Origin of the sequence: Streptomyces sp. ME02-8801-2C, from assembly GCF_033793965.1 — a bacterium.
Lineage (GTDB): Bacteria > Actinomycetota > Actinomycetes > Streptomycetales > Streptomycetaceae > Streptomyces.
In genome coordinates this window covers 1-17,701 of the sequence record NZ_JARAXP010000034.1, presented here as the reverse complement: position 1 = coordinate 17,701, position 17,701 = coordinate 1, and the positions used below count along the sequence as shown (strand labels likewise).

Annotated in this window: 13 protein-coding genes and 2 pseudogenes; 9 read left to right on the top strand and 6 right to left on the bottom strand. The window is 68.3% G+C overall.

The window, feature by feature from the left end; translation table 11 throughout:
* Positions 1 to 159: 159 nt before the first annotated feature.
* Entirely contained in the window at positions 160 to 543 is a 384-nt protein-coding gene (locus PV396_RS43395) for a hypothetical protein (RefSeq protein ID WP_319213891.1), read from the top strand.
* Between the two features lie 19 nt (positions 544 to 562).
* Here PV396_RS43395 and PV396_RS43390 read toward each other — a convergent pair.
* The 3 genes and pseudogenes from PV396_RS43390 to PV396_RS43380 form a co-directional block, all read right to left on the bottom strand.
* Positions 563 to 1,530, bottom strand: a pseudogene (locus PV396_RS43390) (IS5 family transposase).
* Positions 1,531 to 1,603: 73 nt separating this feature from the next.
* Positions 1,604 to 1,891 (bottom strand): annotated as a pseudogene (locus PV396_RS43385) (repressor LexA); the annotation flags it as partial.
* Between the two features lie 471 nt (positions 1,892 to 2,362).
* Positions 2,363 to 3,430, bottom strand: coding sequence for a hypothetical protein (locus PV396_RS43380; RefSeq protein ID WP_319213890.1), 1,068 nt, complete (start codon positions 3,428 to 3,430; stop codon positions 2,363 to 2,365).
* Positions 3,431 to 3,452: 22 nt separating this feature from the next.
* On the opposite strand from PV396_RS43380, the gene PV396_RS43375 reads away from it, so the two are divergent.
* Both PV396_RS43375 and PV396_RS43370 read left to right on the top strand, forming a co-directional pair.
* Positions 3,453 to 4,730, top strand: coding sequence for a hypothetical protein (locus PV396_RS43375; protein ID WP_319213889.1), 1,278 nt, complete (start codon positions 3,453 to 3,455; stop codon positions 4,728 to 4,730).
* 241 nt (positions 4,731 to 4,971) lie between these two features.
* Entirely contained in the window at positions 4,972 to 5,322 is a 351-nt protein-coding gene (locus tag PV396_RS43370) for a hypothetical protein (RefSeq protein ID WP_319213888.1), read from the top strand.
* Between the two features lie 122 nt (positions 5,323 to 5,444).
* On the opposite strand, the gene PV396_RS43365 is transcribed toward PV396_RS43370, so the two are convergent.
* Positions 5,445 to 5,666 (bottom strand): hypothetical protein, encoded by a 222-nt coding sequence (locus tag PV396_RS43365; RefSeq protein ID WP_319213887.1) that lies wholly within the window; start codon positions 5,664 to 5,666, stop codon positions 5,445 to 5,447.
* A 52-nt stretch (positions 5,667 to 5,718) separates the two neighbouring features.
* On the opposite strand from PV396_RS43365, the gene PV396_RS43360 reads away from it, so the two are divergent.
* Positions 5,719 to 5,955: a GntR family transcriptional regulator gene (locus PV396_RS43360; RefSeq protein WP_319213886.1), complete on the top strand. Its 237-nt coding sequence runs from the start codon at positions 5,719 to 5,721 to the stop codon at positions 5,953 to 5,955.
* A 58-nt stretch (positions 5,956 to 6,013) separates the two neighbouring features.
* Here PV396_RS43360 and PV396_RS43355 read toward each other — a convergent pair whose 3' ends face one another.
* Positions 6,014 to 6,373: a hypothetical protein gene (locus tag PV396_RS43355; RefSeq protein WP_319213885.1), complete on the bottom strand. Its 360-nt coding sequence runs from the start codon at positions 6,371 to 6,373 to the stop codon at positions 6,014 to 6,016.
* Positions 6,374 to 7,222: 849 nt separating this feature from the next.
* On the opposite strand from PV396_RS43355, the gene PV396_RS43350 reads away from it, so the two are divergent.
* On the top strand, positions 7,223 to 7,438 hold the full coding sequence (locus PV396_RS43350) for a hypothetical protein (RefSeq protein WP_319213884.1): 216 nt from the start codon (positions 7,223 to 7,225) through the stop codon (positions 7,436 to 7,438).
* 328 nt (positions 7,439 to 7,766) lie between these two features.
* Here PV396_RS43350 and PV396_RS43345 read toward each other — a convergent pair whose 3' ends face one another.
* On the bottom strand, positions 7,767 to 8,138 hold the full coding sequence (locus PV396_RS43345; RefSeq protein WP_319213883.1) for a VOC family protein: 372 nt from the start codon (positions 8,136 to 8,138) through the stop codon (positions 7,767 to 7,769).
* 80 nt (positions 8,139 to 8,218) lie between these two features.
* On the opposite strand from PV396_RS43345, the gene PV396_RS43340 reads away from it, so the two are divergent.
* The 4 genes from PV396_RS43340 (at position 8,219) to PV396_RS43325 (ending at position 17,507) form a co-directional block, all read left to right on the top strand.
* The gene (locus PV396_RS43340; RefSeq protein WP_319213882.1) at positions 8,219 to 8,989 is read left to right on the top strand and encodes a transposase; all 771 of its coding nucleotides are present in this window, start codon (positions 8,219 to 8,221) and stop codon (positions 8,987 to 8,989) included.
* A 618-nt stretch (positions 8,990 to 9,607) separates the two neighbouring features.
* A complete protein-coding gene (locus PV396_RS43335) occupies positions 9,608 to 13,540 on the top strand; it encodes an eCIS core domain-containing protein (RefSeq protein ID WP_319213881.1) in 3,933 nt (1,310 codons plus the stop codon).
* Positions 13,541 to 13,599: 59 nt separating this feature from the next.
* Positions 13,600 to 14,187 (top strand): hypothetical protein, encoded by a 588-nt coding sequence (locus tag PV396_RS43330; RefSeq protein ID WP_319213880.1) that lies wholly within the window; start codon positions 13,600 to 13,602, stop codon positions 14,185 to 14,187.
* A gap of 185 nt (positions 14,188 to 14,372) precedes the next feature.
* Positions 14,373 to 17,507, top strand: a complete 3,135-nt coding sequence (locus PV396_RS43325; RefSeq protein ID WP_319213879.1) for an AAA family ATPase — start codon at positions 14,373 to 14,375, stop codon at positions 17,505 to 17,507.
* Positions 17,508 to 17,701: the final 194 nt, after the last annotated feature.

The following is a 17,701-nucleotide window of genomic DNA, read 5'->3' as shown; positions in this document are numbered from 1 at the left end:
CCACAGATACCGCCCCAGGACAGCGACGCCGTCCTTCACGAACGCCCGACCAGCAAGAACATCCCGACCTGACATGCCGTCACTGACACCCACCCACTGACACCAAACCGGCACATCGCACCTGATCCCCGTTGCGAGCTACGCAGCCAGAAGACCGTGGTGGTCGACAACGCCAAGATATTTAAGGCCGGGCAGTTCAAGGATGCCTGCGAGACGCTGGGCATCGAGGTGGAACCGGCCCGGGAACGCACTGCCGAAGACAAAGCAATCATCGAGCGGTCCAACCACTCCATCAAGAGCGGCTTCTCCCAGTTCGTCGCCGGTTACACCGGCAACCGGCTGGATCGGCGCGGCAAGAACGTCGAGCACGAACCCCTGCTGTCGCTGAACGAGTTGCAGGACCTGTGGCACGAGTGGGTGGTCACCGAGTGGCAGACCGCGCGGCACGAGGGGCTGCGGTCCCCGTTCCTGCCGGCCATGGTGGAGCACGGCCGCAACGGCGGTACCGACGAACATTGTGACCACGACCAGCAGCAGGACTAGGGCCTGTGTGGACTTGTGATCAGGGCTGTGATCCGAGGTGTCGGATCCAGAGGAGGCCGGCGCATAATTCGAGTCCGGCCTGGTAGCTTTCAGGCTTTTTGTCGTAGCTGACAGCGAGACCGCGCCAGTCCTTGATCTTGTTGATGGTGCGTTCGACGCTGTTACGGAGCTTGTACAGCTGCTTGTCCCAGGTGACGGGCCGTCCGCCGCGTGAGCCACGGTTCTTGCGGTGGGCGGCCTGATCCTTCTTCTCGGGGATGACCGCTTTGATCCCACGTTTGCGCAGGTGAGAACGGTTCTGGCGGGACGAGTACGCCTTATCGCCCGCGACAGCGTCGGGCCGGGTGCGGGGCCGGCCGACCGGGCCGGGGACACGGATCTTGTTCAGGACGGGGATGAACTGCGGACTGTCTCCGGCTTGCCTCGCAGTGATCTTGAGCGAGAGGGGCAGACACTGCGGCACACAGGACAGATGCGTCTTGGTGGTCAGTCCGCCGCGGGAACGCCCCAGGTCGGCGGCGGCGAGCCGGGCCCTGCGGCGACGCCTCACGCGCCGTCGTTCTTCACGCTCCGGGTCCAGTTGCCCGTCCTGGTCGACGCCCCTTTTTCCGCGGCGGCCTTCTCCAACGCGTCCAGGGTCCCGGGCTCCACGATCATCCCGGCAGCATCATGATGGGCCCGGACCGTGGTCGAGTCCACGCTGACCAGCGACAAGTCCACCAGGCCCCGCTTCGCCGCCTCGGCGATGGCACCCTGGAACACCGCGGTGAACACCCCGGCATCCCGCCACTGCCGAAACCGGCCGTAGACGGTGGACCAGTGCCCGAATCGTTCGGGCAACTCCCGCCATTTCGCACCGTTCCTGAACCGCCATACGACGCCCTCGAAGTGCGCCCGCAGGTTCTCCGGGTACGGCCCGTACTCACCGACCGGCAGGAACGGGGAGATGAACTCCCAATCGGCATCCGAAAGTTGAGGTCGAGACACCTCACCGTTTTACTCCAAGGCCCCCGACTTTCCCAGGTCAGGGGCCCACGAGATCACAACTCCGCACAGGCCCTAGGGCGAACAGATCACCCTCGCCGACGACCTGGCGGGGCAGGGAGTAGACGTCCTCGACCATCTCCGTGGCGAGCAGGGGTGCGCCGGCTGCGATCCGGCCGACGAGCGGCACGTCGACAGGTGCCTCGCCACGGTCCCCCAAGTCGGGCGCCCACGAGGGTCTCACGCGGTAGGCGCGGGGACGGTGCGGATCACGGTAGAGGACGCCCTTGCGCTCGAGTGCCACCAGCTGGTGGGCGACCGAGGACGTGCTGGCGAGATGAACAGCTTGGCCGATCTCCCTTATGGGGGTCGTTCATTCTGTCCGTTGTCCGCCTTGAGTGAGCCCCTACCCACCCCGGAGCCCGTACACGAGAGTCCGCACCGACAACCGGCGCGGACTCTCGCCTCTCTGCTTACATCACTCAGCGTGACGCCTCACTGATGTCACCTCGCCTTGAAGCCTGGCCACCTACCGGCTGGGACGACCGGAGCCGCCGAAGGCGGTGCGGGACCTGATGCAGCAGCGGGCGACGGAAGCGCTGGAAGCTTGGCTGAGCCGTGACGAGTGACGGACACTGCCCCCGCGACAGCGTTCCGGCGTTCCGGCTTGCGTCGCCGCTGGTGCGGCGTCCTCGGCGGTGGTCGGCGCCGCGGGAGGACGCGGCGGCCCATCGGCGGTGGCTTACCCCGGTGATACGCGAACTGGCCTGATGCGTCTCGCGCGAGTGCGGCCGGCCGGGGGACGGTGTGACGGCCGCCGACTGCGCCTGCCCTGTCAGAGGTTGATCAGAGGGAGCTGCGCGTCCTTCGCGCTGAGGCGCAGGACGACCTGTTCGGGCCGGGGGAAGATGCCGCCGAGCGCGTGTGCGGCGGCTGGATGATCGCCCTGGAGCATCAGCAGAATCCCCTTGAGGAGGGCGGTGACGTTGCGCGTCGCGTGGGGGCTGTGGACGGCCGAGAGTTCCGTGCAGCGGGCGGACAGGCGGGCCGCCTCCTCATGCCGGCCGCAACAGCCCATCGCCAGGACCCGGTTGGCCAGGAGCATCACGCGCAGGGCCTCGTCCGTCTCGGACTCCAACTGCAGGTCCACCAAGTCGATGCAGCCCGCGAAGTCCCGGGAGCGGAACGCCGTCGCCCAGCCGGTGGAATCGCTGAGCTGAATCTGGTCGATGGACCGCTGCCCCGCCGGCCAGGCGGTCACGTAACCGCGTCTGAAGTCCCACCAGTCCGCGGGCTCCAGGCCGCGCAGGAGCGGATAGATATCGGTCGCGCACTGCGCCGGGCTAGGGGAGCAGAAAAGGACGGCCAGGTTGTTGTCGCCGATGACGACTCCGCCCTGCTGGGTCGACACCCCCCAGTTGCCGATGTGTGCGTCCCCGTGCAGGAAGTTGTCGGAATGCATCCGGCCGAGCAGGGTGCCGATCTCGTAGAAATAGCGGACCACCTGCCCGTCCTCGAAGAACTTCAGGACCGGCGACCGCTCGCTGCTCAGCCAAAGGCCTCTGAATTCACGGTAGTTCGTACGGAGCGCGGCTGTTTTGTACGGAAACGGTTCGGGCGGCAGCGGGTCTGCGGACGCGCACAGGAAGAGGATCGTCTCGGCAGGTCCTGCTATCAGCGGATACGGCTGGAAGTCCGAACCGGTCAGTGCGGACAGGGGTACGACGGCGCAATCGCCGATGGATTCCGCGACATTACGTGGCCAGCGCCAAGGGCGTGATGGCTCGTCCCCCGCCGGTGGTGTGCGAACGAGGACGGTCCTGCCGCGGCGGATCACGTCGCGGGCCCGGCATAAGTCCTCGCCGTCGATCTCCATCATGTCCGCCATGTCCACCATGTCCACGCGGCCAGTGTAGGGTTGCCCGGTGGCAGACGGAGAAGAAAGTCGCGGATTAGTCACCCAAAGTCTTCTGCGCGGCGCGGATCTGGCGCTGAACGGCTCCTTGCCGCTGAGTCTCGCGGCGTTCGCGGATCTGTGCACCCTGTGTGAAGCGCTGGTGCTGTTCGACCAGGTGGAAGCGCTGGAATCGGCCGACCGGAATTCCGTCGGACTCGCCGACCGGCTCACCGGAGAAGGTCTCTACAGGACGTTTCATCCGACGCTGTCGCGCGACGACATGCGCCGGCTGCTGCTGAGGATGCCCGCGGAATTGGCGGCGCGGGCGGTTCTGCCGCCGGAGCAGCAGCGGCGGCCGCCCTCCCCGCGCCCGGTCGCGGCGCACCGTGACGTACCCGCCACGCTCGACGAGGTGGTGGCGCAGGTCGACCGGTCGGTGCGGTATCACAGCGCGGGCGAGGAGGAGAGCGAAAGGGCCTACCGAAGCAACGGCTATCTCATCGTCGCCGCCGCGCACGGACTGGACTACTTCCCGGACTCCGAACGGGCGGCATTCACCGCGGGAACACTGAAGAAGGTGTACCGCTCCCTGCCCGTGGAGCTGTACGAACGCGTTGCGGCGTCCCTCAGCGAAACACTGAACGGCGGCGACATCGCCTCGGAATGGGATGCCATTTCGACTATCCCCATTCCCCCGGTCAGCGCGCTGGTGCTGCACCGCGCCGCTTCGTTGGCCGACGTGCCGGACGAAATACTTCGGGTGCGCGACGAATTCGCCTCGTACCGGAAATACTTCGTGTCCTTCAAGGCCGACATGGCGGCCGCGGACACCATCAAGGAGCGTAAGGGACTCCGGAAGAAGTACCAGCTGCTTCTGGCGGCGGCCAGCGGGCCGGACCAGGAGTCGGTCTCACTGGCCGGCATGCTCAATCTCTCGCAGAGCGTGGTCGCCGCGGCGGCCGCCCCGGCGGTGGCGACGAGTTACGGCGCACTGCTGCTCACGCAGCCCGTCGAGTGGATCCATACCTGGTGGCGGCGCCGGCCGCTGGCCATTTTGCTGCGCATGGACAGCAAACTCCCGCGTCTGTCCGTCTACCGCGGCCTGGTCGGCAAGCTGTGGGGCGCGGAAGCGGGCGCGACGGTGCTGGACCAGGTCGCCGACCGGGCGTACCGGCAAAGTCTGTCGCTCCTCGACGACGGCACCCCGGAGACGGAACACGACGCGATCGCCTCCACACCGGTCAGCGCCGAGCAGCTGGCCGAGAACGCCCACTGCGACGTGCTCCCCGTCCGCCGACCGAGCTGATGCGCGGTTCAGCAGTTCGGGTTCCTGCGGCCGGTGGTGGGTGATATGAGCCCTCGAAATCGCTGGGAGTGGTCAGGGTGTCGTGCCACGCCCGGCGCCGGGCGGGACCGCCGGCATGGCCGGGGAAGCGCGGGTCGGACGGCCGGGCGGGTGCCATACATTCTTTCTGCGGGAACATTCCGCCGCAGGAATTCGAGGAAGCGCTCCGCCGAGCTCGTGCCGACGAGCTCGTGCCGACCGCGTGCCACGCAAGTTAGCCTCCAACTTCACCAGGGCGGTCCAGATCACAGGGGTTCCGGCCCACTTGCTGAACATCGAGGACGCCCTCCGGGCGGCTCGAGATAATTCCGAGTCCGTGCGCGAGGGCATCCGGGAGAAGACCCTCGAAGGGCTGGACACGGCTGTGCGCAAGGGGAAGTTCGGCGGTCGGCCGTCGGTGGTCAGCGAGGACATGCTGGCTATCGCCCTGCACCGCCGGGACGCGAGGGGTGAGAGCGTCAGCGAGATCGCCCGGACGCTCCTGCAGACGGACGGCAGGAAAGGGGAAGCCGGTCAGCCGCACCGCTTTGTACGAGGCGTTGAAGGCCCATGACGAGGCCCGCCCTTCGGTCGCCGTCGGGTAGTGCCCAGCTTGAGACGGAGGTCTCGGCGGGACGTGACGTGGCCCTCGGCGTTCCGCCGAGGGCCACGTTGATCGGTGCCGGGTGGGTGGGGTCAGGCCGCGAGGACCTGCTGGAGTTCGCGGACGGCGGGCTCGCGGTGGTGCTGAGTCGGGATGGACCGGTACAGGTCCATGGCCCGGCTGTGGGTCAGGCCGGTGCGGTAGTCGGGTGGCAGTGCGGCCAGGGCGGCTGTGGCCCGGCGGCATGCCTGGTCGGTGTCGCCGTCGCGGTGGGCGCACGCTGCTGCGTCGATCTTGAGCAGGGTGCGGGTCATGCTGCATAAGACTGCGGTGGCGCGGGTGACTGCGTGATCGTACGGTCGAGGAGTGCGTGTCGATCTTGACCGTTCTCGTCCGGTTTGGCGTCAGGTAGCCGAGGCCATCAGCAGGCGCATCGACGACGGGACCTATCCGCCGGGTGGCCGCGTGCCGGGCATGGTCGAGCTGAGCGCCGAGTTCGGTATCGCCGCCAGCACCGCCCAGAAGGCCTTGGCGCACCTGCGCGACACCGGTCAGGTGCGTACCGAGTTGGGCTTGGGCACCTTCGTCGCCGACGCTGGATGAGCGTCGACGTGGTCAGTGACTGTGTCGACGATCGGGCGTACGCGGTCTTGGAGCATCTCTAATGACGGGCGCGAGGACCAATCAGGTCGCGCACAGAAACGGTGTGCCGACGGTAACCCAACAGGCTCGGCGCACAAGCCGACGGCACCGCACTTCCACACACAGTAACGACTGTACGAGAAGGCTTCTGCCCACCAAGAAGTGGACCCATGTCCCCTGAGAGAAGGCGGACAACTCGCTCACCCCCTGTTGGACATGTCCACACCCACATAATCTCCCGCATCGACGGCGGGTAGCCCTGTCGGCGGACCGTCTCCGTGATGCAGCGGACGATCGCCGCCTGGCGGCTCGTCAGTTCCCCCTCGGTAGACCGGATGCCCGGAGGCCGACCTCGGCGTGCGGGCGCGGCGTTCTCCATCCGGGGCACCTCCGTACAAGATCTCGCAGAGCGCGACCATAACCCTCCATCCCTCGTAAATGGAACACTCCTTCGGCATTCCAGGGGAAGAAGGTGCAGGTCTGCGCGTCGAGGCTCTCCGGCTTGATGCGCCCACCGGGCGTGTCAAGGGGCAGCGCTCCCCCACTTCGCCCCACTTCCATGAGCGCAGCCCCGGCGGCAAAGAGGGGCGTACCCGACTTCCCGGGCCGGGGAGCATAGCCGCAAAACACTACATTCGATGCTGCCGCAGGCTGCGCCCCACTTCACCCCACTTGCGGCAGAGGGCTCTGCTCGCGCACCAGCAGGTGCTTCGATCACTTCACATAGACGGATCACGGGTTCTCGCAATTCGCGTGCGCTCTTCGCGAGGTTCACGCCCGAGGGGGCTCGTAGTCGAGGCGGTGTCAGCGTTCCATCGGAGTGCCTGCACAGAAGGGAGGACAGAGGTCCGGGGGCTCCGGACAACCATGGTGCCGGGACACCTGTCAACGCCGAACCATTGCCATTCCTCGGCCACTTCACGGCCATCTCGGCGAAGCGTGGCCAGTTCGTGGCCACCTTCAGTGAGTTGCCTCGCACGCGAAACGACCATGCTTCGATGACGGCGCGCTCGACGATCTTTAACGGCGTTAACGGAGTCCGTCGCCCGAAGAGGGTGTTGGCGCGCAGCGTGCTCGGCTTCGATCTGTGTCAGGCCTGGCGCGCACCGGTCCGAACTGCACCACGCGAACTCCCGAGGGGAAGCCGGGCTGGACAGCCCGTCACGCCGGTCCGGCCGGCTTCTCCCCGGGTCACAGAAGATCCCCGGAACTGGAGGAGTACATCCCCGTGACTCAGACCGACCGTAGCCTCTCGACGTCTTCGTCGACCATGGCGAAGGCGCTTACCTGGATCAGCGCGTTATCCGTGCTGGGCACGATCATCGCCGTCATCGTGCTCACCCTCAGCGGCAACACTGACTACATAGCCCCTGTGATCGGACTCGGGGCCGCGGCGGCCGCCACGGGCGGGACGGTCCAGGTCCGCATCCACGTCCGCCGCTGACGCTGCCTCGTTCCGTACGAGACCGGCGCCGGGTCCACCCTGATGTTGAGGGATCGGGCCCGGCGCCGGCGCCCCGACTGTTCAGTCGGCATAACGGTGGACTGCGGTCAGCCGGACCGAACGGGTCCGCGGCAGCCGAACGGGAGGGCACGGCCCGTTATTTCCTCTTCATCTGGTCAGGTGTGGAAGTCCCCCGCTGGACACCAACAGGCTGCACCGGCCGGGCCGCCACCGTCGGCTGAAACCGTAGTAATTGCCAGGTGCGAGGTCGGGCTGGCCTCTAAGGGCTGTCTCGCAATGACCGAAGTGAGGTCTGCGGGACTGGCCGTCACGTCTCCTGGTAGAGGTTGACGATGTTGCCGTCTGGGTCACGCAGCCATACCGACCGGCGCCCCCACGGCTGCGTTGTCGGCGGCTTGAGGATCTCAACGCCCCGGGCCAGCAGACGCTCGTGGCGTGCGTCCACGTCGGTGATCAGGAACTCCAGAGTGAAGCCTCCGCTCGCGGCGGCGGACATCGACCCGGGCACCATCGACTCCATGCCCTGGGTGGAGAAGAACGACAGGATGGCACCGGGGACAGTCACCCGGGCGAAGGGATCGCTGCCCTCGACCTGTGCGTCCAGGACCGCGGCGTAGAAGGCGGCGAGGGACGGAACATCGTCGGTGATCAGGGAGGTGCCAGTGAAGTGTGGCTGCATCGGGGCATCGTAGGTCGGTCGTCGGACACCGGGCTGCTGGAACGGTGATCTCTGCTGGCCTCAGCTGAGATGATCTTGACGTGGCTGGTGTGATCACGGCGTTGGAGCCGTCCTGGATAACCCCCTTCACGGGTCTGAGCCCGCGTCAATTCAGCAAGCTCATCACCGCGATGAGGCGTGAGGGAGCGGATCCGGTGCGCAAGGGCCGGCCGTGGAGTCTGCCGCTGGAGGACCGGGTTCTGCTGGTTGCCGCGTACTGGCGGACGAACCTCACGTTGCGGCAGCTCGCGCCCCTCTTCGGAGTGTCCAAGTCGGCTGCCGACCGCATCATCAACCACCTTGGGCCGTCACTCGCGCTCCAGCCCCGCAAGCGGTTCCGCAAAGACACCGTGCTGATCGTGGACGGAACGCTCGTGCCGACCCGCGATCACACGGTCGCCGAGCAGTCGAAAAACTACCGATACTCCACTAACCACCAAGTGGTGATCGACGCCGACACCCGGCTCGTCGTCGTGGTGGGCCGGCCGGTGCCCGGCAATCGCAACGACTGCAAGGCGTGGGAGATGTCCGGTGCAAAGGACGCCGTCGGCAAGACCACGGTGATCGCGGACGGCGGATACCGGGGCACCGGCCTGGTCATCCCACACCGCCGCGAACGCGGCCAGGCCGAACTCCCGGCCTGGAAAGAGGAGCACAACTCCTCCCACCGCAAAGTCCGCGCCCGCGTCGAGCACGCTTTCGCCCGTATGAAGACCTGGAAGATCCTGCGCGATTGCCGTCTCAAGGGAGACGGCGTACACCACGCCATGCTCGGCATCGCACGTCTGCACAACCTCACCCTCGCCGGGTGACGGAAAGCGAGCAGGTCACCCGCCATGCCGTAGATCATTTACGGGACAACGCTTAGGGAATGTTCCGGCGCGGATCTTCCGGTAGTCCGTCCCGTTCTTCTTCCTGGTGTCCCCGTCCGTCTCGATGTTCTGCTGTACACGGTCAAACGGTCACGACTCCTCGGTCGGGTACGGGAGGCGTCGTCCGCGAAGGACCTCGGCTCCCGAACCCCACGGGAGGTCTTCCCGACCGATATCTCACCCCCCACACACAGAACGGAGCTGATCCGCGACACCGGTGACCACAGGCCTGCTCGGCGTCTCGCCGATTCCTGTCGTTGTCTGTCGCTTCCTCTCACTTTCTGGCTGTGACCTGGTACTTCGTCCAGGCAGCGCCGCGCACATACCACTCCTTCAGCGTCGTCGTGCTTCGGCGATCACCGTCGTGGTGCCCGTGGCGACGGACCGACCGGGGGCAGCGCACGGGCGCCCACGCGTGCATGCGGATGCTGGCCCCCGCATGCGCGGGAGACCACCGCGACGTCCGCCCGCACACACCTGGTCCGGTCACGGCCGATCGTCCCGCTCCGTCAGCACGTTCGGCAGCACGTTCGACAGCACTCATCTACGGGAGGTTTCATGACCAAACGGACCACGGACACGCTTCACGCCACGGCGGACAGCGGGCAGAGCCCGCCCCCGGAGCTGCTGCGCCGCCTGGAGCACGGCCTGCGGGCCGACCTGTCCGCCCTGCGCGTCCACACCGGGCCGGCCGCCGACCGCCTCGCCCGCGGTCTGGGCGCCGAGGCGTTCGCCAGCGGATCGCACGTGTACTTCCGGCGAGGCGCCTATCGACCACACTCCCCGTCCGGGTTCCGGCTGCTGGCCCACGAAGCCGCCCACCTCGTCCAGCAAGCCCGCGGCGAGGTCGGCGGAACCAAACGCGGAGAGTGGACCGTCAGCGTGCCCGGCGACCCCTGGGAGCGGGAGGCCGACCGCTGGGCCGACGCGGTGGTGCGGGGGCGGAGGCGCGAGGGAGCCCCGGTGGTCGTGCCGCCGGGCCGCTCCGCGACGGTCCAGCGGCACGTCTCCTTCGAACACCGCATCCTCGGCGACGCCCCGACCAAGAACCTCGTCGCGATCTCCGTCGACGCCCCCGACCGCAACAGCATCCTCGACGCCCAGATCAGGCTCCAGGAACTGTGGCGCAAGGACCCGGAGTCGGTGACGGCGAAGGAGATCGACGACCTGAAACTGGGCATCGAGACCCTCCGTATCGGGCCCGGCGACGGGCTGCTCGTCACCTACGGCGAGCTCAACGCGCTGCCCGACTACCTCGCCGACGCCGGCGCGTACGCCACGGTGCCCAAGGAGACCCTCCTCGGGGTCCTCCAGTGCATCCGCCAGGAAGGGTTCAACCACCTCACCGGCATCCGTACGGGCAAGACGCCCAACGACGAGTTCGCGCACGCCGCCGCGTCGCCGTGGAAGCTCGGCCTGGTGAACGACATCGTCGAGACGGCGTCGCTCAACGCGTGGACCTCCGGTCTGGGCTTCCTCGGGGAGGACCACTACCAGGGGCTGCTGGCCCGCAACGCCTGCCACTTCGCGCCCTACTCCTGGTTCCGCTGGCAGACGTTCCACATGGTCGCGAGGGAACTGGCCCAGCGCTCGTACCTGAACAAGCGGGATCCCGAACTGGCCCGGCAGGCGCGGATGTACAACGGCTACGCCGACCACTTCCTCCAGGACTCGTTCGCCGCGGGCCATCTGATCAACAAGACCCTCATCATGCAGTGGTTCATCGAGTGGGCGGCCACGAAGAACCTGCTGCCGATCGCGGACTGGGACCGCATCAAGAACATGACCGAGAAGCAACAGCCCGGTCTGGCGGGTCTCCACCTCTACGACTCGGCGTACGGGCCGTCGAACGACCCGCAGACGTCCCAGGAGGCCGCCCTCCTCGTCCGCCGTGTCCTGGGCAGCGGCCTCGTCCCGGAAAAGGATCTCGGCCTCGACCGCACGTACCAGAACTATCTGACCTTTCTCACCGGGGCGGCTGCCCAGCTCGGTTCGGGCATGCTGCACGACCACTACAACTCCACGTCGGTCTACGTGAGTTCGATCATCGAGCCGGATCCCTATGCCGTCTGGGGCGACGACACCCTCCTGACCGGCGAGAACGGCGCGGGCGGCGTCAAGGCCACCAGCACGGCGGCCCAGCTGTCGCAGCAGGCCCTGCGCGAGATTCTCGCCGAAGGGGAGACCGGCATCGCGGTCAAGTCCATCCGTGACCGGTTCCCGACCCGAGCGGGAGCCGATCCGAAGAACATGAGCGATCTGAAGTCCTGGAACACGGACCAGAAGACGTCCTGCATGGGCCTGTTCAACGACTTCGTTCCCAAGCTCAAGGAACTGCTGGTAGGGCTCGCCAGCCCCCGGCTCGGGGTCGTCTCGCGGGACCAGAACTTCGCCAGCGTCTGGAACCGGCGCCTCCCCAGCTCCAGCACGTCGTTTCCCCCGGTGCAGATCGCCGTCGCTGGCGGGCAGGTCTACGCCGGCTCGAACGGCTACGTCCACCAGGTCGACCGGACCTCGGGGCAGATCGTGCACAGCCTGCTGGTGACCGACCAGATCGGAGTCGGCGACTACACCACCAGACTGGCCGTGGACGCCAACTCCCTCTACGCGGGCGTCCACGGCCACGTCTACGGCATCAGCCTCGGCGGCGACTGGGCGAAACCGGAGTGGGCTGCCGGCGTCGGTGGACTGGGCACGCCCCCGGTCGACGTCATCGCCGCCCGCGGGAAGGTGTTCGCCGGGTCGAACGGTTACGTGTACCAGATCGACCCGTTCTCGGGGAAGATCGAGCGGAGCCTGCTGGTGACCGACCAGTTCGGGGTGGGTGACTACACCACCAGGCTGGCCACGGACGGTACCAACCTCTACGTGGGCGTTCACGGCTACGTCTACGGGGTCGGCATCGACGGCGCCTGGAAGCAACCGCTGTGGAACTCCGGCGTCGGCGGGCCGGGCACACCCCGGGTCGAGGTCATGGCCGCCGGCGGGAAGGTGTTCGCCGGGTCGAACGGTTACGTGTACCAGATCGACCCGCCCTCGGGGAAGATCGTGCACGACCTGCTGGTGACCGACAAGATCGGGGTGGGTGACTACACCACCAGGCTGGCCACGGACGGTACCAACCTCTACGTGGGCGTTCACGGCTACGTCTACGGGATCGGCCTGGACGGCGCTTGGAAGCAGCCGCTGTGGAACGCCGGCGTGGGTGGCATCGGAGCCTTTGAGACGGTGACCGTGACCGTCGGCGCGGGAAGGGTGTTCGCGGGCTCCAACGGTTACACCTACGAATTCGACCCGGGTTCGGGACAGGTCCTGAACAGTCTGCTCCTGACTCTTCCCGTCGGTACGGGCGGCGACTACAGCACCGCGGTGGTCGCGGACGGCTGGAACCTGTACGCGGGTGTCCACGGCTACGCCTCCAAGCTGCTGGTGAACAACTCACAGCTGGACGGCACCCTGTACCACGACTGGCAGGACAAGGACGGCGGTTGGCACGGGTGGGAGGCGGACTACGACGGAGCCCCGCCCGGAGTGCGGGCGGTCACCGTGCACATGGGCCCTGTCAATGACGTAAGACTCTTCGCCGTCGCGGACGGTGGCACCGTGTACCGCAACCTTCGGATCTCCGGCCGCGGTTGGCAGGGATGGGAGGTGTTCGACGGAGCTCCGTCCGGAGTGCAGTCGATCACCGCGCAGGTGGGCCCCAACGGCAACCTCGAGGTCTTCGCCGTCGGGAACAACGGCATCTTGTACCACACCTGGGAGGACCAGAAGGGCGTTTGGTACGACTGGGAGGCGAACTTCGACGGGGCTCCGTCCGGAGTGCGGTCGGTCACCGCGGAGGTGGGCGGCAACGGACACCTTGAGGTCTTCGCCGTCGGGGGCGACGGCACCCTGTACCACAACTGGCTGGCCCAGAGCGGCGGTTGGCACGGGTGGGAAGCCAACTACAACGGAGCCCCGGCCGATATGCAGTCGGTCACCGCGCAGGTGGGCCCCAACGGCAACCTCGAGGTCTTCACCGTCGGGAACAGCGGCATCCTCTACCACGACTGGCAGGACCAGAGCGGCGGTTGGCACGGGTGGGAAGCCAACTTCAACGGAGCCCCGGCCGAAGTGCGGTCGGTCACCGCGAACATCGGCGGCAACGGACACCTTGAGGTCTTCGCCGTCGGGGGCGACGGCACCCTCTACCACAACTGGCTGGCCCAGAGCGGCGGTTGGCACGGGTGGGAAGCCAACTACAACGGAGCCCCGGCCGACGTGCAGTCGGTCACCGCGCAGCTGAGCGTCAACGGCCATCTCGAGGTCTTCGCCATCGGGAACAGCGGCACCCTCTACCACAACTGGCAGGACAGGGACGGCGGTTGGCACGGGTGGGAGGCGAACTTCGACGGAGCCTCGACCGGAACCCCGACCGGAGCGCAGTCGGCGGCCATGGTCGCGAGCCCCGACGGCAACCTCGAGGTCTTCGTCATCGCGACGCCATGAGCATCCGGGGCGGGGCGACAGCCCGCCGACGGCAGGAAACGTCACCAGAGGAGACAGAGATGAAGAATTCGGATGACCGGCCCGCACTGAGTCGTCGGCAGATGCTCAGCAGGGCCGCCGCGGCCGGCGGCGCGGCCACGATCGTGTTGGGCACCGCGGCGGCCTACGCGCCCAGCGCGTCAGCGGCCACCCAGGACGACTACGACGAAGGCCCCGGAATCACCGCCGCCTACGCCCTGCCCGACGGCGAGCAGGGGTTCGTCAGAGGCAAGGAGGTCCACCACACCGACTCGGCCATCGGCACCACCAGGAAGCTGGCCGACCGGTTCCCGAGCCTGCCCAAGAGCTTCACGCGTGGTGTGGACGCCGCGTATGTCCTGCCCAACGGTGTGCACGGGTTCATCAAGGACGGGGAGGTGCACCACACCGACTGGGCCGCCGGTTCCACCAAGAAGCTCGCTGACCGGTTCCCCAGCCTGCCCACCCACTTCACGGGCGGCGTGAGCGCTGCCTTCGTCCGCTCCGACTGGGTGTACGTGTTCATCAGGGGCGGCGAGGTCCACCGTACCGATCTGGGCAAGAAGGCCATCAGGAAGATTACGGATGAGCTTCCCGAACTGCCCGAAACCTGGAAGTCACAGGACTGAGGTCGTGCGGCCGGCTCGGGTGGCGTGCCGCCCGAGCCGGCACCCCGGTAGCATCCGCTCAACAGTGCGGCGGCAGTGCGGTGTTGGAGTCCTCGTCAGGATGCTTGGGCAGGACTCGAACGCATAGTCCTCTGCGGCGGAAGCGGTGGGCCGGGGGCGGGGACGAGTTGGCGACGTTCGGTGAGATGTTGTTGTTTCTGCGCCGGACCGCGGAGCTGACACAGGAGGAGCTTGCCGAGGCCGCCGGGCTGACGGCTCGGTCCATCCGGGATCTGGAGCGGGGCCGACGGGCGCGTCCACAGCGGCGCACGGTGCAGATGCTGGTGTCGGCACTGGGACTGGGTGGCGCCGACGCCGCCGCGTTGTTCGCGGCGGGCCGCTCAGGCCGGCGGCCTCGGCAAGCTCCTCCTGCCGGCGACGGCGCGGACGACGGTGCGATGGAGTCTGGCCAGTTGCTCGACCGTCGGGGCCAGCTGGCGGTGCTGGAGCGTGCGGCCGGTGAGGCCCGGGCGGGCCGGGGTGGCGTGGTGCTGGTCCGGGCGGGCGCGGGGATGGGGAAGACCGCGCTGCTGGACACCTGGGCGGACGTCCAGCGGCCGGGGGAGATCCTGGTGGTGTCCGCGAGCGGGGCGGAGCTGGAGCAGGACTTCGCCTTCGCGGTGCTGCGCCAGTTGGTCGAGCCCTTGCTGGCCCGGGCCGGTGACGCGGGGCGGGCGCGGCTGTTGGCGGGTCCGGCGCAGTTGGCGTCGCACGCTCTGCGGGTGGAGGGGACCGGTGAGCTACCGCCCGAGATGTCGCCGGGCCTCTTGCACAGTTTGTACTGGCTGATGGTGCACGTCGCCGACGAGGGACCGGTCGCCCTGGTGGTCGACGACGTGCACTGGGCGGATGTCCCGTCGGTGCGGTGGCTGGAGTACCTGGCACGGCGTCTGCGCGGTCTGCCCCTGCTGCTGGTGCTGGCGGGGCGGCCGGACAGCGGGGCGGGGGCCGGGCCGCTGCTGGAGCGGATCGCCGGACAGCCGTACTGTCGGCCGGTCGACCTGCCCGGGCTGGACATCGACAGCGTGACCCACCTGGTGCGGGTGAGCCTGGGGCCCTGCGAACCGGGGTTCGCCGCCGCGTGCGCCTCCGCGACGGAGGGCAACCCTTTGCTGCTGCGCGAGTTGCTGCGGACCCTGGCCGACAACCAGGTCGGGGCCGCCGACGATCAGGCCCATCTGGTGGAGGAGTTCCGGGGCCGGATCCTGGCTCGCACCGTGGTCAGGCGGCTGGCGGACGAGCCGGAGCCGGTCCTCCGTCTGGCACGGGCCCTGGTGGTGCTGGGGGACGGGGCCACCTGGAAGACCGCGGCCGAACTGGCCGGGCTGGGCGAGTCGACGGCACGGGAACTCGGCGGACGGCTGCGGCGGATCGGCGTGCTGGCCTCCGGCGAGGCGGCGTCCGATGTGCTGACGTCCGGAGCGCTGACGTTCGGTAAGTCGGCGCGGTTCGGTCATGCCCTGGTCCGAGCCGCCGTTGCCGAAGCCGTCCTGGGGCCGGTGGAGCTGGCCGCCGGTCACGCGCGGGCAGCCGCACTGCTGCGGCGCGACGGCGCGGCCGACGATCTGGTGGCGGCCCACCTGCTGCTGGCCGAACCGGGCGGCGAGGGCTGGTGGGTGGACACCTTGAGGCAGGCGGCGCGGGCGACCCGTGGCCGAGGGGCTCCGGAGGTCACCGCCGCCTATCTGCGCCGGGCTCTGCGCGAACCGGTGCCCGCCGAAGAGCGTGGTCCGCTGCTGCTGGAGCTGGGCAAGGACGAGATACAGATCGATGTCGGCGCGGCCAGACACCACCTGACACAGGCCTCGACGGCGTTGGCCGACCCGTACGCCCTGGCGGAGGCGGCCTCTCTGCTTGGCAGCGCGCTGTTCCTCAGCCATGAGCACGAGCGCGCCGTCGACGTCCTCGCCCGTGCGGTGGAGGAGCTGCGGCAGACCGACGACGGTACCGGCCTCGCCCGTGAGGTGTCGTGGTTCCTCCAGGCGCAGATGCTGCTGATCGGTTACGACCAGCTGTCCACCCTATCCGCCGCCCGGCAGCACGCGCGACGGCTGTGGGACTACAAGCTGGCCGGTGACACCCCTGGTGAGTGCATGGTCCTGGCCGCGCTGTCCGCCTCGGCCTCCACCGGGGAGGCCAGTGCCCAGGTCACCAACGACCTCCTCGACCGGGCCCTGCGAGGCGGCCTGGTCGCGGCGGACACGTCCCAGATGCTCGTGACCCTCGCAGGGCTGGCCTTCGTGGCCACCGACCGGCTCGACGACGCGTCCGCGCGATTCGACCGCGTCGCCGACATGGGCGGCCGATGGGGCTCACTCCTGTTGGTCTCGTCCGCGATGACCTTCCAGTTGCTGGTCCAGGGCCGCCGTGGCCGACAACTCCCGCTCACCGCAGACTTCGGACACCCCGCCACCACCGCCGACCAGGGCGTGGAGCCTCGGGTCAGGATGATGATGGCCACCCAGGTCGGTGAGTCACTGATCGAGCGCTGCGACCTGACCTCGGCGACGGCGGCGCTCACCGAGGAAGCCGACTTCGACCGGGTGGGCTGGACCTGGCAGGGCCCGGCATGCCTCGTACGCAGTCGCCTGCACGCGGCGCGCGGCAACCCGGCCGCCGCCCTCGCCGTCCTGCACGAGTACGGCGCCGAGGAGAACCGCGCCCAGGTCACGAACCTGACCGGGGCGCCCTGGCGGTCGCGGGCGGCCACGCTGCACCTCACGCTCGGACAGCGGACGGACGCGCTCCAACTGGCCACCGAGGAACTGGAGTTGGCCCACCAGTGGGGCACCGAGCGAGCGATCGGGGTGGCCTCACGCTGCCTGGGCGTCATCCATGGCGGACGCAGAGGACGGGCCCTCCTGCGCGAGGCCGTGGCTCTGCTGAAGCGGTCCCCCGCCCGCCTGGAACTGGCCCGCGCCCACTACGACTTGGGAACCGCCCTCCTGCGCGACGGCGAGACCGACGAGGCCCGCCGAACCCTCACCCAGGCACTCCACCTCGCGGACACCTGCGGCAGCGCCCTGCTGGGCGACCAAGCACGCGGAGCCCTCACCGCAGCAGGAGTACACCCGAAACCGGCCCCACCGACACCCCCCAGCCTCTCCCCGACCGAACACCGCCTGGTCGAACTCCTCCACGCGGGCCACAGCGACCGCCAGATCGCCCAGTCCCTGCTCCTGACCCCGCACGACGTGACCGCCCTCATCGAGCAGGCAGGCCGCAAACTGGGGGCGCCCAGCAGGGCGGAGCTGGCGACCCAGGCCCAGGCCCACCAGTGAACCGGCAGCGAGGAGAAGCGAGTAGAGCCGGACACTTGGGTGTTCGACGATGCGGTGCACGGCTCAGCCACAGCCCCTCAGCCCGCTGTTTCCTTCTAGGGCCTGTATTGGGTCGTGATCACTGAGTGGTTCGGGTGAGGTCCTTGATCCAGATCATGGAGGCGCGGAGGTGGAGTCCGGCGAGGTAGCTCTCG

Coding starts and splice junctions, on each gene's coding strand:
- PV396_RS43335 (WP_319213881.1), top strand. CDS start 9,608: ATGACCAAACGGACCACGGACACGCTTCACGCCACGGCGGACAGCGGG.
- PV396_RS43325 (WP_319213879.1), top strand. CDS start 14,373: ATGTTGTTGTTTCTGCGCCGGACCGCGGAGCTGACACAGGAGGAGCTT.
- PV396_RS43355 (WP_319213885.1), bottom strand. CDS start 6,373: ATGGAGAACGCCGCGCCCGCACGCCGAGGTCGGCCTCCGGGCATCCGG.
- PV396_RS43330 (WP_319213880.1), top strand. CDS start 13,600: ATGAAGAATTCGGATGACCGGCCCGCACTGAGTCGTCGGCAGATGCTC.
- PV396_RS43345 (WP_319213883.1), bottom strand. CDS start 8,138: ATGCAGCCACACTTCACTGGCACCTCCCTGATCACCGACGATGTTCCG.
- PV396_RS43365 (WP_319213887.1), bottom strand. CDS start 5,666: ATGACCCGCACCCTGCTCAAGATCGACGCAGCAGCGTGCGCCCACCGC.